The organism is Vreelandella massiliensis (assembly GCF_900155385.1).
GTDB classification, from domain to species: domain Bacteria; phylum Pseudomonadota; class Gammaproteobacteria; order Pseudomonadales; family Halomonadaceae; genus Vreelandella; species Vreelandella massiliensis.
Genome location: NZ_LT699745.1, coordinates 459653 through 477769, shown reverse-complemented (window position 1 = coordinate 477769; position 18117 = coordinate 459653). Strand labels below are relative to the sequence as shown.

The window sequence follows — 18117 nt, the reverse complement described above, 5'->3', positions numbered from 1 at the left end:
GCGGTCGGCGATTATCGTAGCAATGGCTCAGATGGGGCCAACGGGCAGTTGAAGGGGAAGATTCTTGTGTCATACCAGATTTTTTCTGTTTTCACACGGCCAGGACCCAAAGCGGCCTTTTAGCCGCTTTGCATATACTCTCAAACACTATTTGTTTAGACGAAGCTGGCCAATCACTCTTACTGGTAGTGTCCAGTGATTGGCAGGGTAAAGGTAAAGCAGCTGCCATAACCTTCGCCGGGGGAGGTGACGCTTATTTGCCCCTCGTGGTGATCGACAATACGTTTGCAAATGGCGAGTCCAATACCTGTTCCCTCAAAGCGGCTGCGCGGCTGCAAGCGTGCAAAAACACCAAAGAGTCGATCTTGTTGTGCCGGTGCGATCCCGATGCCGTTGTCCTGCACGTCAACTTGCCATTCGGACGCTTGCTGGCGGCCTGTAATGGTCACCTCTGGTGTTGTGCCTTCATCAACGTACTTCAGGGCGTTATCAAGCAGGTTCTGCAGTAGCCTCGTGAGCTCGTCACGGCTGGCGTACACCCCGGGCCAGTCGCCCTTGATGTGAACGTAGCCGCCGCTGTCGGCTAGCATGGGTTTAAGAAAGCCCATGACTTCCTCCAGAACGGCGCGACTGTCGACCCACTCCATTGGCGATGTCTTGCGCCCCACGCGCGAGAAGTCGAGAATCCCCAGGATCATTTCATCCATGCGCTCAGCGCCATCCCGGGCAAAGTGGATCATCTCTTGGGCGTCATCGCTTAAGTCGTGGCCAAGTTCGCGGGTTAAAAGCTGCAGGTAGCTGTTAACCATGCGCAGCGGCTGGCGTAAATCGTGCGAAACCGCATAAGCGAACTGTTCAAGCTCTTGATTGGAGCGCGTCAGCTCTTGCTGTACGGATTTGAGCGATTGAATATCCAGATGGGTACCGATCAGGCGCACGGGCGCCCCAGACTCATCGCGTTCGAATACTTGGCCGCGCCCCTGCACCCAGAAGTAGTCATTTGCCGCTCGATAGCGAAACTCAATGATGAACTCATTGCCTTTAAGCAGCTGCTCGTTCACTGCTTTGGTACAGCGTTCGACATCGTCGGGGTGCAACCGCGCGAGCCACTCGTTAAAGGTAAGGGGGGTATGAGAAGGGGAAAGCCCGAGCATGCGGTAGCATTGTGCGTCCCACAAAATTTCGTCGCGCTGAGGGTACCACTCCCAGACGCCGAAACCGGCGGCTTGCTGAGCGAGCGCGTAGCGCTCTTCGTTTGTTTCCAAAGCGGTGCGGGCCTGAATACGCTGGCTCACATCAATGCCAACGGCCTGAAAATACATAAGCGAGCCGTCATCATCGAAAAATGCCGTATTGGTCCACTCCACCCAACGCGGTTCACCCTTTGGCCCTTCGACACAATTTACCAAGCGGTGACGCGGTGCCTGTGGCATAAAGAGCGCGTAGTGCTCATGCCATTGGTGGCGCTCCTCTTCACCCACCCTATCCAACCAGCGCTTACCTATCAGTGCTTCCGGTTCGGCCTCGAAAAAAGCAGCCATTGCCGGATTCGTATAAACCAGTGTGGTATCCGGCAAAAAACGGTTGAGCATGAACGGATGGTGGTCAACCAGCTTGGCGTAATCGGCGTGCTCGAGATTCTCACTCATTGATGTTCTCGTCGTATATCCATAAGGCTTGCGCGGGATACCCAATAGTGCTGGGTTGGCTACCGCTTTCCATGGTCAATCGGGCTTTTAGCCGGAGGTAGTTGACCTAAGGCCGCTTAACGAGCGTCAGCCAGTAATTTTCCACGTTCTGTATGGCCTGCAGAAATTGCGTAAGGTCGATGGGTTTTGTGACAAAGCCGGCGCAGCCAAGGTTATATGACTCCACAATGTCCGATTCCGCCTCTGAAGTGGTAAGGACAACAACAGGGATGCGTTTTAGGGTGTCGTCCCGTTTTAAATGATGGAGAAAGGTTTTGCCGTCCATCCGCGGCATGTTGAGATCCAACAGGATAATATCGGGCGTTGGGGCGTCACCGTACTGTCCTTCCTGTCGTAAAAAGGCCAAGGCTTCAACCCCATCACCGACATCGCATACGTTAACCAGCAGCCGGCTCTGTTTGAAAGCCATCTTTGTCAGGTGGACATCGGCCGGTTCGTCTTCAACAAGAAGAACGGTAAAATCGCTTTCCATTTCCAAAATACGTCACCTTGCGCGTGGTAGGTCAAAAATAATGGCGGTGCCACCTGACATGCCCTCTTCGATAGCGATGTGCCCTTCGACATTGCGCAGGGCCTTGACCACTAAGGCGAGTCCCATACCGGTACCTGGGTACTGTTCGTTATGCGGTACCAAACGAGAGAAGATATCCAATACCTGTTTGCGGTACTCAGGCGCAATACCGCTACCATTGTCTTCGACACGAAATTGAACGCGCTCACCGAGCGTGCGTGCTGTAATACGGATTTTGAGGGAGCGATCTGGGTCACGGTATAGCCAAGCATTGTGCAAAATCGCGCGGAAAATCATTTTCAGCTGGTGCGCATCCGCTTCTACCGGTGGCAGCCGTTGAGGAATTTCCACAGTGCCGGCACGGCTAATTTCTGCAAGCTCCGGGTCACGATGGCAAACGGCTTCAATCACCCGTTCCGGCTCGAGTGTTTCCGGCTTTGGCCTGATATCGAGGCTGAGGTAGCGCTGAATCTCGCTGACCAGCTCTTTGAGCTGCCTCGCTTGGCGCTCAATAAAGCCCGTGGCCATCAGCATCTCTTCGTTATTCTCGTCTGCCTTCGGCAGAGACGGTTTGTGAGCGAGCTGTTGAGACAGCTGCTGGGCGAAGCTGACGAGCCGCCGGCTGGGCTCTTGAAAATGATGCGCCATCACATGGCTTAAGCGCTCAAGCTCTTGGTTACGAAAGGAAAGTTCTTTGATCAAGCGGCGGTTTTCTCGCTGAGAGCGACGTAAACGCAGTAGAACAATCAAGAGAATGGCAATGACACCAAGCTGTAGCAGGGTTGCCCCCATTGCCAGCCATAGCGTCCGTTGCCGTGAATCTTGAAGCTGTTGCGTTTGCAGGTCGACCTGTTCTTCGACACGCGCCACATAGTGCCGCTCGGCGGAGCTTTCAAATTCACTGGTATCGTAAAGTGAAGAGACCATCACCTCACGCCCATCCACCTTATAACGGTCGGTGTAGACCCCCATCACCTTAACTTCCCCATTGGCCAGGCGGTGACGAAAGTAAAGGTGATTGCGCTCGGCTTGCGCGACACGCTTTAGCTCTTCTTCTAACTGCTCCGGCGTCAGCATGTTGATTTGATCAATGTTCATGCCTTCTAGCTGATCGAAGCCGTAAAAATCTTCTGCTGCCTGGTTGGCCTCCAGAATGTCTCCGTTATCGACGGAAAGCATCCACATGGGCGTCGAGTGTTGCTCGAAAAACGTTCTAAAGTCCAGCGCCCAGCTTGTTACCGGTAGCCACGATAGAACGAAGGCACTCGCGATAAGGCATCTACGAATAAAACGTCGCATTATGCTTTACCCTCTTTGGTGGGGGGCATGGGCAGTGTGAGCGTGAAGCGGCTTCCTTTGCCTTCTCCTTCCGATTCCACCCATATTTGGCCACCGTGGCGCTCCACAATTTTTCGGCATACCGCCAAACCCACGCCGGTGCCCTCATACTGCTCGCGAGTGTGTAGACGCTGAAAGACCTTGAACAGGCGCTCTATTTGATCCGGGGCGATGCCAATGCCGTTATCCGTCACGCTGATTTGCCACTGCTGCTTATCGGGTAGTGCCTTGCTGTCGATGGTGACGTCCACGCCGGTGTTTTCTGGTGCGCGATATTTGAGGGCATTGCTAATAAGGTTTTGAAATAGCCGTGTCATCTCGTCAGGGCTGGCATGAACGGTGGGCCACTCACCTGTCACTGTGATCTTGGCATTCGCTTGCTCAATATTTGGGGTCAAAAAGTGCAGCGCTTCATCAAGGGCGTCCTTTAACGGCATCTTTTGCATCGGCTGGCCCTTGCGCCCCACGCGGGAATAGTCCAGCAGCGACAGCAGCATGCTATCCATTCGTGTTGCGCCGTCGCGCATGTAATGCAGCATCATCTCGGCGTCTTCGTCGAGCTCGCCGAGGTGGCGTTCAAGCAGTTGCGCGTAGCTGGTCACCATACGCAGCGGCTGTCGCAGATCGTGCGACGTGGCGTAAGCAAAGTGCTCAAGCTCTTTGTTTGAGCGCTCGAGCGATTCGCGGTACTGCTCAAGCTGTAACTGAGTGGTGTGCTCGTCGGTGACATCGCGCAAGTAGCCATGCCACATGGTGCTGCCATCGTTCAGCCGCTCGGGTGTGGCAATACCTTCTACCCAGATTTGATGGCCGTCGGGATGGTTCACGCGGTATGTCTGACGCCACAGGGTCAGCTCGGTGGCCGAGGTGGAAATACTGCTGGACACCACCGCTAAGTCCTCAGGCGCGATGACATCGAATACCGCACTGGCATCTTCTTGAACTTCGTCGGGTGACACGCCGTAGATATCCTGAATACCCACACTGGCGTAGGGAAAAGCACAACGGCCATCGGGGTGGAGCCAGAACTGATACAGCATGCCCGGCAGGAGTGCGGCATGCTTGCGCGTTTGTTCCATGGCGGATTTGGCTTTGGCTTCTGCTTCTTTACGCGCGGTGATGTCCGTATGCGTACCGGCGACCCATAGCGGTTCGCCGGCCTTTGTGCGTGAAACGACGCGGCCGCGGTCCTGCACCCAGATCCATTGGCCGTTGCGGTGACGCATGCGCGCTTCGAAATCATAGGCATCACGCTTGCCTTCAAAGTGCTCGGTTAATAACGCCTCTGAACGCTTAAGATCGTCGGGATGGCAAAATGCCATCCATGTATCAATCGTGGAGGGCGTTAACTCATCAAGGCGGTAACCGATCATCTCGGCCCAGCGTTCGTTAAAGCGTGTCTCACCCGTTTGGACGTTCCACTCCCATGTGCCCGCCGAGGTGCCCCAGAGGATGTTTTGCAGCGCATTGCGTTCTTCTTCCAGCGCGAGACGAGCGCTCTCGTGTTCGGTGATGTCGTGCAGGGCAACCAAAAGCGTCGGCTGTTGGTTCAGCGCGCCTAGCAGCGAATGGCGAGCAAACTTAATCAACGTGACTTCGACCAGAATGGGCGTGCCTTGTAGGTCTTTGTGCTCCCAAATGAAACGCTGGCGTTGATGGGATGCTTCTGTTAGCAATTCCTTCGCGCGAGCGCTAGAGGATTGGCCATCGGGCTGCGTGTTAGGCGACAGATCGATAATGTCCTTGCCCAGTAAGTCGTCACTGCTTTGTGCTTTAAACAGCGACAGTGCTGCGTAATTGCTTTCGGCAATGACAAATCGATGCTGTTCGTCGGTACGTAGCAATAACTTGGCACTCGGTGAGTAGTAAAAAAGCGCGTTAAAGCGCTCAAATAGCCGGGATTTGCGTAGGTAAAGCCCGACAAAAAGCACGAGCAACAAGAAAAACGCTGCCGCAAGGGCGATGGGTACCCAGATGGCATTGCCGAAGCGAGATTTTAGCTGCTGCCAAAGCGTCTGAGGCGTTGCCGCGAAAGGTGCAACGCCGAGCGCGCGCGCCGCTAATTCAACCGTAAGATAGTCCTGCGGCGGATCAAACCCTACTGCGTGCTTGTCATTAGGCGCCACGCCATCTAAGCGAAGCAGGGTGTTGCTGACACGTCGAATATCTTCCATGGTTACATGCGGCATGGCGGCCAGTGCCCACTCGGGATAGAGCCGGGTGGAATGTGCCAGTGGGAAATGTGCGTGCGCATGCAAGGTGTGTGTGTGTATGACATCAAGCGTATTCGGCGCTAAACGTCCGCTGGCTAGCCAGTCCTCCAGAATGCCGCTGCGCACAAAGCCAACGTCGATCTCGCCGTTCATGAGTGCCTGCATGACCGCGTCGTGGGAGCCGAGCTCTCGGTAGTCGGCAAAGCGCTTAGGGTCGTATCCTTGCTGATGTATTTCATAGGCTTGCGCAAGGAACCCGCCAAGAAAACGTTTGCCCGGGACGCCGATGGTACGACCCTCAAGTTCCGCCAGTGTTGCTATGTTAGCGTCCGTAGCGGTAAGAATGACGCCTGCGAGTGAGCTTAGGGAACGTCCACCCTGGTATTTCTGGAGCGTTGCCAGCGCTCCACTGACATTGTATTGCTGCCGCACCGCCAGGAAATGACGCGGATTGGTGAGGATAAAGTCAATTTCGTTTGCTTTAAGCGCGTCATCCAATGCCTCAAGTGACAGCACCTGCATCTGCACCTCGTGGCGTGGAAGCGCCTTTTGCATCGCCTCCATCACGGGAGTGAACTGCTCGCGAACCGTTTCAGCGTCGCGATAGGCAAATACACCCAACGTGGTCGAAGGGGCTGCCACGGCAGCCTGAGAAAGTAACAGCGTTGCAGCCAATAGCCACCGTATCAGCGGACGAGAGCGAACAGACAAGGGCATGAAGTGTCCTTTTCTCTATCAAGGCACGAGATCGATATATTACGCATGTGCGGTTGACGCATCGGTTGGGCTTTCTGCCTGTTCAACACGATTGCGTCCATTTTGTTTCGCGTGGTAGAGCGCGGCATCCGCACGGGCGAGGGCACCGTCAGGCCGTTTATCGTTGGCCGATAGCGTGGCCATGCCCACACTGGTGGTAATGCGGATTGCTTTCCCTTCTGCCTGCACGCGCATAGCCGCAATGGCGGCACGTACTTTTTCGGCCACGTAAGCGCTGCCCTCTCGTTCGGTATCCGGTAGCAAAATGGCGAACTCTTCTCCGCCTAGACGACCGAATACGTCATTTTCGCGCAGGGTGTGGCTAATCGTGCGGGCAAAGTGTTTGAGAATTTCATCCCCCGCTGCGTGGCCATAGGTATCGTTAACCTGCTTAAAGTGATCAATATCTAGCATTAAGATGCTGGCGTGATAATCGTCATGCCGTTTGACGCGCCCGTACTCGCTGTCCATGGTTTCCATGAAGCTGCGGCGGTTGAATAGCCCCGTTAGGGGGTCACGCATGGCAAGTGTGCGCAACTGCTCTTCCATTTCCTTGCGAGAAGAGATGTCTTGCAGGATGCCCACCATGCGCTCTGGATGGCCATTACTATCACGGTCGACCACATGGCCAGATTCAAACACCCAGACCCAGTGCCCTTGCTTGTGCTTGAGGCGGTACTCGATTTCATACCGTTTCTCTTCACCCTTCACATGGCGCTTGAGCGCTTCATCGACCGCGTCAGTGTCGTCAGGGTGCGTGCGAGCCATCCACGCCGATAATGTCTGGGGAGCGGTTTCGTCCTCCGCATCGAACCCCACGTTTTTTCGCAAGCGCTCGTTGGTGTAGCAGGCATCTGTTTTTAAGTTCCACTCCCAGATACCTAGGCCGCCTCCTTCGATGGCCGCCGTCATCCGCTCTTCGGACTCTTTTAAGCGCTGTTCGAGCTGGTGTCGCTCCATGGCATAGCGCATCGCACGTAAAAGCGCATCCGCTTCAACGCCCTTTTTGATGAGATAATCTTGGGCACCTGCTTCTAATGCCTTAAGAGAGAAATCCATGTCATCGTGGCCCGTTAGGACCACGATCGGCGTCTCTGTGGCGATGGCCTTACAGCGTGAGATAGTGTCGAGCCCGCTAGAGTCGAGCAGGTTCAGGTCGAGCAGAATCACGTCCGGAGCCGCCGTCATCGCCTGGAGTTGCGTACCGAGCGCTTCCAGGCTGGTGACCCAGTCAACGTCGTGTTCGCCACCGCTGAACTTTAGGCCGTAGCGGATTAAGCCGGCATCGCCCGGTTCATCCTCGACCAATACAACAGATAATGTTTGCATCATGGGTAACCTATGAGAAATCCTTTCCTAGTGGGGGCGCTTTACCAAGCTGAACCAGTAGCTTATTAACTGCTGCATGTAGTGAGTGAAATCATCAATGCTGGTGGGTTTCACCACATAACCCGCTGCCCCTAAGGCGTAGGCACGATCGACATCTCCTTGCGATGCCGATGTGGTCAAGACCACCACAGGAATCGAACGCAGCTTCTCGTGCCCTTTAGACTTCTCAAGAAAGGTAAAACCATCCATTTTTGGCATGTTGAGGTCAAGCAGTATGAGTTCGGGTAATGTGTCCTTTTCCTGGTGCGAGACGAGCCATTCCAGCGCACTTTCGCCCGTTTCCGTATGCGAAAGGGCAATATCAGTCGCAATATCGCGAAAGACTTTCTGCGTGATGTAGGCATCGGCCTGATCATCTTCGACCAATAGCACCCTATGGGCTTGACTCATGGTTTGTATCCTTAAGCAGCAGTAGAAGATTTACGGTACCGCCGGTGCCCCAGGTATCGACAATGATGTCGCCTTTGTCTTGTTGGCACGCCTTATGACGCTCTGTATCTGCTGTTGACCAAATTTCGATAAAAGATACCTGTTCGTAAAGGCGGTAACAAATCGCGTTGGTCTGGCAGCCGTACCGGTTTTGCCCGTCGGATGTGTCTACGCTGTCGTCGTCACGCTAACTCGTCGGCCAACCGGTAGCGGTTGCGGAGTTATCGTCATTGTTTGTGTATGGCCGTTTAGGCGGCGTTGCTGTCCGATTGATCGGTTAAAGGCTCACCATCTTGGAATTTCACGTTATTCACGACGAGTTCCAGTTTGTTGAACCCTGCTATCCGCTTCCAGCGCTTCTGGGCGCTCTGAAGCAGCTTAAACACCATCGCCAAGGTCGTTGCGCGAGAACCGCAGTTCCGGCTGCGTTTGCTCCGCAGGCGAACCGTAGCGAAGGTCGATTCGATCGGGTTGGTCGTGCGGATATGCAACCAGTGCTATGCTGGGTAGTCGTAGAACGCCAGCAGTGCCTCCCGATCTTTCACCAAGCACGCCATGGCGTTGGGGTACTTGGCGTCGAAGCGTTTCACGGTGTGATCAAACGCCTTGTGGGCATCAACGCGTGTCTCGGCCATCCATACCTCGTGCAGGTCAGACTTGACCTTGCGCTGCACGGATTTCGGTAACTTATTCAGCACATTGGCCGTCTTATGTACCCAGCAACGCTGGTGATCCTTTTCCGGATAGAGCTAACTCAACGCCACCCAGAACCCCATGGCACCGTCGCCGATCGCCAGCTTGGGGGCATGGGTGAGTCTGCGCTCCCGTAGTCCCGTGAGCAGTTCTACCCAGCTGGCTTCCGACTCCCGTCGTCCATCCTCGACGGCCACCAGCTCTTTACGGCCATGTTCGGTCACACCGATGATCACCAGCAGGCACAGGCTGTCCTCCATGTGTACCTTGCTGTAGATACCGTCGACCCACCAATAGACATAGCGCTGCTCTGATAGGTTGCGTTTCTGCCAGTCAGCATGCTCGTCCTCCCACTGCTTCTTGAGCCGAGACACGGTGTTCGCCGAGAGGTCTTTGGCCTGATCACCCAGCAGCGGGGCCAATGCCTCTTGGTAGTCGCCAGTGGAGATCCCCTTCAGATAGAGCTAGGGGATCAGCTCCTCGATACTGCGGGCCCGTTTGAGATAAGGCGGCAATAAAGTGCCACTGAAGGAGACTCCTTGGCCACTGCGATCACGTACCCGGGGTACCTTGACCTCAACGTCACCAATGCCGGTCTGTACGGTGCGTTCTGGCAGATAACCGTTGCGCACCACAGCCCGGCGGCCATCGCCTAGCGTCTTGTCGACGTACTGTTCAAGACACGTCGCCAGTTCAGCCTCCACGGCTTTGGTGATTAAGTCTCGAGCTCCCTTGCGTAGCAGTTCATGCAGCGGGTCTGTGATGTCGTTGTCTGGCTGTGTTACGGCTTGGAGGGTAAAATCCGTCATGGCGTATCCGTTCTTTGCTGGTTGTGATCTGGCGAGATCAATCAGCAGGATACGCCACCCTTCCTTCAGTCCTCCATACACAACTTCCGACTATATCTCGGTGAATCGCTCCAGCTAAAAGATATTACCCTGTCCGAAAAAGCGCAGTCCTTGATCCAGTTATTGGGAATGGCGCCTTCATTAACGAATACCACTGATAGAAACGATACACTCTCCAAAGAAACGCGGATCTTAAAGCGCGCCTTTCTCAGGCGAGCCAACAAAAAGAAGAAGCCAGCAGTAGGGCGGAAGTGGATATCACGCCTTGGCTGAATGAATTGCTTTTTCCTGTTTTACTCGATGTTGCGTTTCAACAAGGTAATCGCGCCGACCATCTCGGTGAAGAGCAATGGTTAACGCTGGTGATAGAGGACGCCTCGGTATCATTGGAAGAAAAACTCAAACAGCTTGGATTGCACAAAGACGGGTTAGGCGGAAAGGTCGCGGACTCGATTTCTCAGCCCGGTTTTGGCGAGGCCATTCTTTCCGCGCACTCCCGCTCTGATGAAGAAAAGCAACAGCGATTACTTCGTGCGCAAACGCATGAACAAAACACGCGTGATGCGAGGCTGGTGTCAGTACTTCCGGCATGGCTTGTCCGCCAAGACATTCAGTTACCATGATTCCTTCGCTTTTTGGCGAGTGGTTAACTGGGTGCGTAATCGGCACCTCAAGCAGGGATGGGGAAAATTGATTCGTCTCCACCTACCCGGGTGGTTACTGCGCGACGGACGAGTCGAGATGTTCCGCCACGGCTGGGTCGAAGTGACTCGATACCGGTACCGGGGAGCTCGGACCTCAACACCTTGGGCAAGCGACACACTGGCATAAGCTTGTGGAGAGCCGGATGCGGTGAGAGTCGCACGTCCGGTTCGGCGGGCTGGCTGGGGAAACCCATCAGCTTAAAAGCTGACAGGGCGCCCCGGCCCGACCCAACAGTTATTGCGCCTCCGTCGTGCGAGGCCAGCACTGGTATCTCTACCTGATCATGGACATCTACAGCCGCAAAATCATCGCTTGGGAATTCCACGACACGGAATCGGGCGAGTTAGCTAAACAGCTAATAGAATGGGCATGCTGATGTCTTACAGCAGGCCGAGAGTGAGCAACGATAACCCTTACTCGGAAGTGCTGTTCCGAACCGTTAAATATTGCCCGGTATGGCCTGCAAAGGGTTTTACATCGCTGAGCGCGGTACGAGAATAGATGTTAGCGTTCGAGCGTGCTTACAATGAACAGCATCTGCACAGTGGCATTCAGTATGTCAAGCCAGCGGACCGTCATCGAGACGTAGACCAAGAGCGCCTAAAGCAGCGTAAAGAGGTATACGAAAGCGCGAAGCGCCGACATCCAAAACGCTGGTCGGGCAGCACTCGGAACTGGGAAGTCACCGGTTCAGTGTCGCTCAACCCGGTAAAAATGCACGGAATCGAGCATAATAAACGGGCTGCTTAAGCGCAGCCATTTGGACAAATGGGTTGAAAATCACCGAAGTGACGCTTGCGCAGTGTTGCCGCGCCGGCTTTTTCAAGGCGAGTGTCGATCAGTTCGTGAAAGAGCACTTCGTAGAGGCTGTAGAAATCGTCGGGTGCTGCCTCGGCGATGGCATCAATGTCGTCGCTAAAATGCATGGACCTACCTACCCGTGTAAGTGGACCCGACACGGGTAGGTCTCATGATCAGCTTATTGAGAATAGGCTTAACTGACTGGCATTACTCTTAGCCTGCGGCTTTTTATGACTACCAATGTGAAAGATCAACAAGCCCTAGAACGTTTCCCAGTCGTCATCATCATTGCCCTGCGTGGCGGATTGCTTTGATGCGGGACGGCGCAACTCTTCTGAGCTGGAAGGCGCATTGGAGTCACTGTCACCGTCAAGCGCTGGGCGCTTCATCTCATTGGAAGGTGCGGAGGCCGAAAGCGCCGGACGCGTACTGGTATGGCTCAATTTAAAGAACGCCACGGCATTGGCCAGATCCCGCGCCTGCTCTTCCATCGACGCCGAGGCATTGGCCGTTTGCTCAACCAGCGCGGCGTTTTGCTGGGTCACGTCGTCCATCTGGTTAATTGCGGTATTCATCTGCTCGATCGCGGAACTCTGCTCGGTGGATGCCTGGCTCACTTCCTCCATCAGGTCGGAGACCCTGCCAATGTTGGTGACGATCTGTTTCATGGAGTCACCCACGGCTTCTACCACCGTACTCCCTTGCGTTACGATCTCGTCGTTTTCCACGATCAGCTCTTGGATCTGCTTGGCGGCATCGGCGCTGCGCTGAGCCAGACTGCGCACTTCTTGGGCGACGACGGCAAAGCCACGGCCCTGCTCACCGGCGCGTGCGGCTTCCACAGACGCGTTAAGCGCGAGAATATTGGTCTGAAAGGCAATACCGTCGATCATTGTGACAATACCGCTGATCTTCTCTGAACTTTGGGTCAACTCGTGCATTTTGCTCACCGCCTCGGTGACCTTCTCGCCCCCTTGGCTCGCCGAGGTACTGGCGGTGTGAGCGAGCTGGTTCGCCTCGGCGGTATGCTGGGTGTTGTTCTTCACCGTGGCGGCCACCTGCTCCATGCTGGCGGCGGTTTCCTGCAGACTTGAGGCCTGCTCCTCGGTCCGCTGGGAGAGGTCGATATTGCCCGTGGAAATTTGCGAAGAGGCGGTCGAGATAGCATCCGCCGAGGTCTTGATCTCGCCAATCAACGACTGCAACTTGGACTGCATATCGTCGAGTTCCTGCAACATATCGCCGATTTCATCGCGATGTGAGCTCTGGATCGAGTGGGTCAAATCCCCTTCCGCCATGGCGTGGAAGTGACGGCGCGCCAACGCCAGCGGCTGGGTAATACGCTGAATCAACAGCCAGCCCATAATACCGCCCAAGATGACCGCGACAACAAGTGCTGCGATCATTAGGTTACGCATAAAGTTCGCCTGCGACTCGGCATTGAGATACTCGGCTTGGGCGGCCTGCTCCTCAAGCTCAATCAGCTCGGTCAGGGTTTCATCCATTTGGCGGTAGGCCGGTAGCGCTTCGGTAAACGCTTTCTCGTTGGCGGCATCGTAATTGCCGGCGGAGTACATCGGCATAACAGGCGACACGGCACCCAGAAGCTGACGATAATCCTCCATGAACTGATCAGCCACCTCTTGAATTTCAGGCGATAAATCATCCGCCGTCAGCTCTTGCCAGTAAGCATCAATTTCCGAAATATTCATCACGATATTGTCCATGTGCATCTGCACTTCGTGATTGTGTAAATCGCTTACGGGAAGAATGGGGTCGTGCTGCCCTGACAGCGCCAACTCCATGATCATATCCTTAGCGTGTTGATTGATGGCGGCTATGCGCTGCGTATTGAGGAGATTTTGCTGATAAATGGTATCGACCGAACGATTAGAGGTCACCATGCCACTAAAGCCCATAGCACCGACCAACAACATCAATACCAACATCACGCTGATCACCGTGATCAGGCGCGCCTTTATCGTCATGCGCATTTTTACTCCTCGTGCCGGTTACGCGGCAATATAGGGTGTGTTCACTCAGCTTTTCGACTTACTTATACGAATATGTTTATGAAAACCATTGTACGTTTTTTGCAAAGAACATTTCACCAGCATCCTCTCAATTTATGCCATGTTATCGGCATAACCTGTCGGAAGGTGAGGACAGGTCCGATATTAGCCCCTCGGCCCCAGAGGAAATTCGCCACAGGTTTTAGAAGACGACTTCTATCCTAGGAAAAAATGTTGCCAGCCCGTTGTAGGCTGCAGAACAACGATAGCCACTTTTAGCGTGCTAATGAAGCCGGCAGGAGTCCCTGGCTAGGGGTGAATTACGCGTTTTATCGCAGCGAGCCGCTTTAATGCTGCCACTCCCAACTAGTGACATTATTAAGCCTTGCCTTCTTGACGATACTCTTTGGCATAGTAAAGAAGCGGCACCACGAGAAGCGTCAACAAGGTGGAAACCGCAAGGCCAAAGATTAACGAGATGGCAAGGCCATTAAAAATAGGATCGGACAATATAAAGAAAGCGCCCAGCATGGCGGAAACGGCGGTCAAAGCGGTTGCCGACCCAGTCACCCTTCGCAAAGTAGCGCTCGGTGGCATCGGCGTCGCGTTCGGCACGGCTGAGGCTCGCATAAAGTGTCCGGCTTGGGTTTAGCTGTAACTCGCCACGCAAAATTAAAGCCGGTGATGACTGGATCAAAGTACCGAAGCTCACGCCGATTAAGGCATGAATCTATCGGGAGATCGCAGGCACGGTGAAAAGCATCATCTTGACCCGAACCACCACCGGCAAATATTACGCTTCGGTGCTGGTTGATGACGGCGCGGATGCTCCGGCGCCACTGCAAACCGTGCAGTCGGTCATCGGCGTGGACATGGGGTTGACGCACCTTGCCATTGACTCGCGTGGCAATAAAACCCCAAACCCCGCTTTCTCAAGCGCGCGCGTGCCAACCGCGTGCCAACCTGCGTCGCAAGCAGAAAGCACTCTCACGCTGCCAAAAAGGCAGCAATGGCCGTGCGAAAGCACGGATTAAATTCGCCAAGGCACACGAACGCCTGGCCAATGCCCGTGCTGACTTCCAGCACAAACTGTCTCGACAACTCATTGACGACAACCAAGTGGTGGTCGAGACACTAAAATTCAAAAACATGCTCAAAAACCGCAAGCTGGCCAAGCATATTGCCGATGCGAACTGAATAGCCTGATTGAAAAACTGGAGTATAAGGCGAAGGAGCAGGGCAAGCATTTGGTTAAAATCTACCCGTGGTTCGCCAGTGTAAAAACCTGCCCGGGCTGTGGCCACAAAGTCGAGACTGCCCCTCAACGTCCGTACCTGGGATTGCTCAAGCTGCGGCACAAAGGCGATTGACCGTGACGTAAACGCCGCGATCAACATCCACCAGCAAGGACTTTTCATGTTACGAGCCGAAGGACTATCGGTTCTTGCCCACGGAGGCCTGCGTAAGCCCGGTCACGCACCGGCAGCGGTCTGAAAAGTGGGAAGCCTCACCCCTGGTCGCGTAGCGACTTAGGGTGGGGAGCTGTCACTAAGTTAAGAATTTCCTGGTGTCCCTCTAAGGCGGCCCACTGAACGGCAGTTCTTCCTTCGCTATCGCTTAGGTAGGGATCTGCGCCATGTACCAAGAGCTTTTGGGCACTGACAATATCATTCTGCTTAGCAGCCCAAATCAGCGCTGTCCAACCAAGAGCATCTTGATGGTTAACGTCTGCGCCTTGAGACAACAAGTAGTCGAGAGAGTCTGGCTCTTTGCTGACCACGGCGATCATCAGCGCCGAATAACCGCTTTCATCCTGGTGCTCCAGGTTTGCGCCCGCCTCATGAAGGCGGCGTAAAATCGCTACTTCGCCGAGTGACGCTGCTTTGATGAGAGGTGACCAGCCACAGCTGTCGTCAAGGTCAAGTTTGGCACCTTGCTGGATAAGCGTATTAACACTTGCCGCATTTCGCTCTTCGACAGCGCGAAATAGTGCTGTTCTGCCCAATGGGTCGCGTTCATCAATATCGTAGCTGAGCCACTGGTAGGCGCTGAAAAGTGCAGTCAAGACGATCAGCATGGATACTACCCCACTGGCCAGTGGGTAACGCGAGACAACAGCGAGCGACATTACGTCCTCTCACGGACGAAAAAGCTCAAAGGATGCACCACAAGATAGGCAATAACGGCAGTACCTATGATGGCGCTCACCAGCACGGACCAGTCAACCCAAGTGGCAATATAGCTTAACTGGGAGTGCGTCATGGGGGGTATCCACAGCAGTGCAGACAACCCCACCAGTGCGGCGATAGCCACCGCTGGATAGCAGCGGTACCGGGTGATTTGATAGCCCCGTAAATATGCCACGAAATGTAGCGTAATCAGTACGATGGTGCCGATGGTTAACCACCAGGCGAACGGGGCTAGGGCATACATTAAGATAGTGAGCGTGCTGTAGATGGACATCAGGCGGTTTCTCCTCGGTTAAGCTTGCCCTTCAAGTACGGCGTAATACGCGGGCTGAAGCATGCGGTCTTTCATTACCCAAACGGTCCAGGATTCCTCTTTTGGATCGATAAACGGAAAAGAGGGCATGAAAGCGAAGTTATCCTCATAGCCAAACTCCACTAACATCGCTTTACCAATGCCGGTAATCATGGGGCAGGAGGTGTAGCCACGGTGCCGGGCGGGCGGTTCCTTACCTTGCATGACAGCGATCAGGTTCTCTTTCACCACCGGTGCTTGCGCCTTGACGCTTGCCGCCGTCTTGTTGATCGGCGCGCCAATCACATCACCGATACCGAAGACTTCGGGATAGTGATTATGCTGTAGCGTGTGAATATCGACATTCAGCCACTCACCGGCATGCGGGCCACCTAGCGCAATCAAGTCACTCTCTTTGACGAAGTCATGCGCACTCATAGGAGGGACGACATGGATGAAGTCGTAATCTCGCGTTACCCGCTCGCCGCTATCGCTATCTTCCAGCAGGAATTCAGCCTGTCTGGCTTGAGGGTCTATGGCCACCAAGCGGTGAAAGTGGCGGCGGTTGACGCCCTGCTGATCAAAGCGTTGTTTAACAAAATCGTTGATCCAGGGCTGGGTGAATAGCACCGAACCTGGCGCCATAAAGTCGACGTCGAAAGCACTTCGGCGGCCACTATTTTCCAAATGAGAAAGCGTGGTGAAGGTCATTTTTAGCGGTGCCCCGGCGCACTTCACCGCCGTTGGCGACATGGTAAATAGCCCCTGCCCGCCGCCGCTATCGATCCAGGACTTTATGGTTTGACGCGTTTTTGCCGCCGCATCAATGCTGGCATAGACGCTGCCAATGCCGTGCTGGCCGACTAACTCAGGCGACATTCCCTCAATTAAGTGGTAGTTCAACTGAAGCCCCGTCGCGACAACCAGGTAGTCATAGTTCAGCCTTTCGCCGTTGGCGAGTTCGACGCGGCGATTCTGCGCATCAATGCCGGCGGCGCGTTCGCGTACCCAGTTGATGCCTTGCGGAACAAATTCTGCGTTGGGGCGCATGGTTTTAGCGGCAGGCCAAACGCCAGAGGCCACCATTGTCCAGCCCGGCTGATAATGGTGGGTTTCACTCGGCTCAATGAGGGTGATGGTGCCGCCACGTAGACGCCGCGCGAGGCGGTTGGCCATCGCCATGCCAGATGCGCCACCACCGATGATGACGATATGTGCTTGGGTATCGACGGTGTTGGCGTATAGCGGGGGTGTCAGTAGGGTGCTGGCACCCACGCCCGCGCCCATTTTAAGCAACTGGCGGCGACTGAGGTTTGTGGAATGATAGGCCATAGCGTGATTTCCCGTTGACGTGACGAATAATTCATATTGTTATATATTTATAACTATTCTATGCTATGTTGAGTGCAACAACAGGTACATTTTGTCCCAGAACTAAAAAGTTGCTAGCTCGAGCTTGCTTGTGCCCAAACGAATTCATTGAATCGCAAGACGAAGAAGAGTCGCCTAGCGCTAATTCGTAAATTGCTCGGGGAGTATTAATGGCCCAAAGTGATTTCGTACTCCTAGGAAGCTCTTATAATTACTCTCGCCGTTTGATGGGCTGTTCTATCATGAACCATCAAATATTAAGGGAGGCAAGTGTCGTGAAGAGCAACTTTTTTCGAACTTTAACCTCGTAATTAAGGAGAATTTTAATGAAACGCCTCTTTTTCAGTTTCGTTTTGGCGCTTACCACGAACACAACATTTGCCCAGTCATCGCCTGGGCACCAATTTATGCAAACCTGGGATCTCGACGGAAACGGCATGGTAACAGTTGAAGAGTTACGAAAAATGCGAGGGAACGTCTTTAAGGCATTTGATACAAATCAAAACGACTATCTCAGCGCTGATGAGTATGTGGCGTTCGACAAAGCGCGTGCTGGTGATGTTGCGAATTACGAAGCTGAGCAACGAGAACAGATGCAATCGATAGCTGATGGCATGAGCCTGGAAAATAGCGATATTGACGGTGATGGCCGTGTTGAGCGTGACGAGTTTCTTACGGGTACAGTTAGCTGGTTTAACGACTTAGATAAAGATGACGATGATGAGGTTACATTGGAGGATTTTGCGATTTGAGCCCTTTGACCAGGACCATCGCATTGATTCGTCTTTAACTAAAAGCGTGTCAAATTTACTTAAGAGATACATAGCATAAAGTATAAAGGTAAGCGCTGCATTAATGTGT

The 18117-nt window shown here is 54.0% G+C and carries 18 protein-coding genes and 1 pseudogene; 6 read left to right on the top strand and 13 right to left on the bottom strand.

Annotated features, from left to right (window positions below; all coding sequences use genetic code 11):
* Nucleotides 1-179: 179 nt before the first annotated feature.
* The 7 genes and pseudogenes from BQ9846_RS06765 to BQ9846_RS06720 form a co-directional block, all read right to left on the bottom strand.
* Nucleotides 180-1649, bottom strand: coding sequence for a sensor histidine kinase (locus tag BQ9846_RS06765; protein WP_075880113.1), 1470 nt, complete (start codon nucleotides 1647-1649; stop codon nucleotides 180-182).
* A 106-nt stretch (nucleotides 1650-1755) separates the two neighbouring features.
* Nucleotides 1756-2181, bottom strand: coding sequence for a response regulator (locus tag BQ9846_RS06760; RefSeq protein ID WP_075880112.1), 426 nt, complete (start codon nucleotides 2179-2181; stop codon nucleotides 1756-1758).
* A gap of 12 nt (nucleotides 2182-2193) precedes the next feature.
* Entirely contained in the window at nucleotides 2194-3519 is a 1326-nt protein-coding gene (locus BQ9846_RS06755; protein ID WP_075880109.1) for a sensor histidine kinase, read from the bottom strand.
* Nucleotides 3519-6488 carry a PhnD/SsuA/transferrin family substrate-binding protein gene (locus tag BQ9846_RS16350; RefSeq protein WP_083651505.1) on the bottom strand — a complete coding sequence of 990 codons (2970 nt, stop codon included), beginning with the start codon at nucleotides 6486-6488 and terminating at the stop codon, nucleotides 3519-3521. The genes BQ9846_RS06755 and BQ9846_RS16350 overlap by 1 nt, the downstream gene beginning before the upstream one ends.
* A 39-nt stretch (nucleotides 6489-6527) precedes the next feature.
* Nucleotides 6528-7856, bottom strand: coding sequence for a diguanylate cyclase (locus tag BQ9846_RS06730; RefSeq protein WP_159437914.1), 1329 nt, complete (start codon nucleotides 7854-7856; stop codon nucleotides 6528-6530).
* Nucleotides 7857-7883: 27 nt separating this feature from the next.
* Nucleotides 7884-8306, bottom strand: coding sequence for a response regulator (locus tag BQ9846_RS06725; RefSeq protein WP_075880104.1), 423 nt, complete (start codon nucleotides 8304-8306; stop codon nucleotides 7884-7886).
* 287 nt (nucleotides 8307-8593) lie between these two features.
* Nucleotides 8594-9847, bottom strand: a pseudogene (locus BQ9846_RS06720) (IS256 family transposase).
* A 290-nt stretch (nucleotides 9848-10137) separates the two neighbouring features.
* Between BQ9846_RS06720 and BQ9846_RS16775 the strand changes: the two are divergent.
* Both BQ9846_RS16775 and BQ9846_RS17230 read left to right on the top strand, forming a co-directional pair.
* Nucleotides 10138-10509, top strand: a complete 372-nt coding sequence (locus BQ9846_RS16775; protein WP_144049398.1) for a hypothetical protein — start codon at nucleotides 10138-10140, stop codon at nucleotides 10507-10509.
* Nucleotides 10391-10717: a group II intron maturase-specific domain-containing protein gene (locus BQ9846_RS17230; protein WP_075880102.1), complete on the top strand. Its 327-nt coding sequence runs from the start codon at nucleotides 10391-10393 to the stop codon at nucleotides 10715-10717. Before BQ9846_RS16775 ends, BQ9846_RS17230 begins: the two co-directional genes overlap by 119 nt.
* Nucleotides 10718-11337: 620 nt before the next feature.
* Here the strand turns inward: BQ9846_RS17230 and BQ9846_RS06700 are convergent.
* The 3 genes from BQ9846_RS06700 to BQ9846_RS16520 all read right to left on the bottom strand — a co-directional run bounded on the left by BQ9846_RS06700 (nucleotide 11338) and on the right by BQ9846_RS16520 (nucleotide 14019).
* Nucleotides 11338-11517, bottom strand: a complete 180-nt coding sequence (locus tag BQ9846_RS06700; protein ID WP_075880098.1) for a hypothetical protein — start codon at nucleotides 11515-11517, stop codon at nucleotides 11338-11340.
* 135 nt (nucleotides 11518-11652) lie between these two features.
* Complete coding sequence (locus BQ9846_RS06695; RefSeq protein ID WP_075880096.1) at nucleotides 11653-13386, bottom strand: methyl-accepting chemotaxis protein; 1734 nt, start codon at nucleotides 13384-13386, stop codon at nucleotides 11653-11655.
* 396 nt (nucleotides 13387-13782) lie between these two features.
* Nucleotides 13783-14019 carry a hypothetical protein gene (locus BQ9846_RS16520; RefSeq protein WP_144049397.1) on the bottom strand — a complete coding sequence of 79 codons (237 nt, stop codon included), beginning with the start codon at nucleotides 14017-14019 and terminating at the stop codon, nucleotides 13783-13785.
* Between the two features lie 273 nt (nucleotides 14020-14292).
* Between BQ9846_RS16520 and BQ9846_RS16825 the strand changes: the two genes are divergently transcribed.
* Genes BQ9846_RS16825 through BQ9846_RS17220 form a run of 3 tightly spaced genes read left to right on the top strand, consistent with a single transcriptional unit; the run spans nucleotide 14293 to nucleotide 14898 of the window.
* Nucleotides 14293-14601 carry a transposase gene (locus tag BQ9846_RS16825; RefSeq protein WP_210433179.1) on the top strand — a complete coding sequence of 103 codons (309 nt, stop codon included), beginning with the start codon at nucleotides 14293-14295 and terminating at the stop codon, nucleotides 14599-14601.
* Nucleotides 14602-14651: 50 nt separating this feature from the next.
* On the top strand, nucleotides 14652-14774 hold the full coding sequence (locus tag BQ9846_RS17225; RefSeq protein ID WP_422821879.1) for a hypothetical protein: 123 nt from the start codon (nucleotides 14652-14654) through the stop codon (nucleotides 14772-14774).
* Nucleotides 14719-14898, top strand: a complete 180-nt coding sequence (locus BQ9846_RS17220; RefSeq protein ID WP_422821890.1) for a zinc ribbon domain-containing protein — start codon at nucleotides 14719-14721, stop codon at nucleotides 14896-14898. The genes BQ9846_RS17225 and BQ9846_RS17220 overlap by 56 nt, the downstream gene beginning before the upstream one ends.
* Before the next feature lie 13 nt (nucleotides 14899-14911).
* Here the strand turns inward: BQ9846_RS17220 and BQ9846_RS06685 are convergent, their stop codons facing one another.
* Genes BQ9846_RS06685 through BQ9846_RS06675 form a run of 3 tightly spaced genes read right to left on the bottom strand, consistent with a single transcriptional unit; the run spans nucleotide 14912 to nucleotide 17217 of the window.
* Nucleotides 14912-15532 (bottom strand): ankyrin repeat domain-containing protein, encoded by a 621-nt coding sequence (locus BQ9846_RS06685; RefSeq protein WP_075880094.1) that lies wholly within the window; start codon nucleotides 15530-15532, stop codon nucleotides 14912-14914.
* Nucleotides 15532-15867, bottom strand: coding sequence for a hypothetical protein (locus BQ9846_RS06680; protein ID WP_075880092.1), 336 nt, complete (start codon nucleotides 15865-15867; stop codon nucleotides 15532-15534). The genes BQ9846_RS06685 and BQ9846_RS06680 overlap by 1 nt, the downstream gene beginning before the upstream one ends.
* 18 nt (nucleotides 15868-15885) lie before the next feature.
* The gene (locus tag BQ9846_RS06675; RefSeq protein WP_075880089.1) at nucleotides 15886-17217 is read right to left on the bottom strand and encodes an NAD(P)/FAD-dependent oxidoreductase; all 1332 of its coding nucleotides are present in this window, start codon (nucleotides 17215-17217) and stop codon (nucleotides 15886-15888) included.
* A 365-nt stretch (nucleotides 17218-17582) separates the two neighbouring features.
* Between BQ9846_RS06675 and BQ9846_RS06670 the strand changes: the two genes are divergently transcribed.
* Entirely contained in the window at nucleotides 17583-18008 is a 426-nt protein-coding gene (locus tag BQ9846_RS06670) for an EF-hand domain-containing protein (protein ID WP_075880087.1), read from the top strand.
* Nucleotides 18009-18117: the final 109 nt, after the last annotated feature.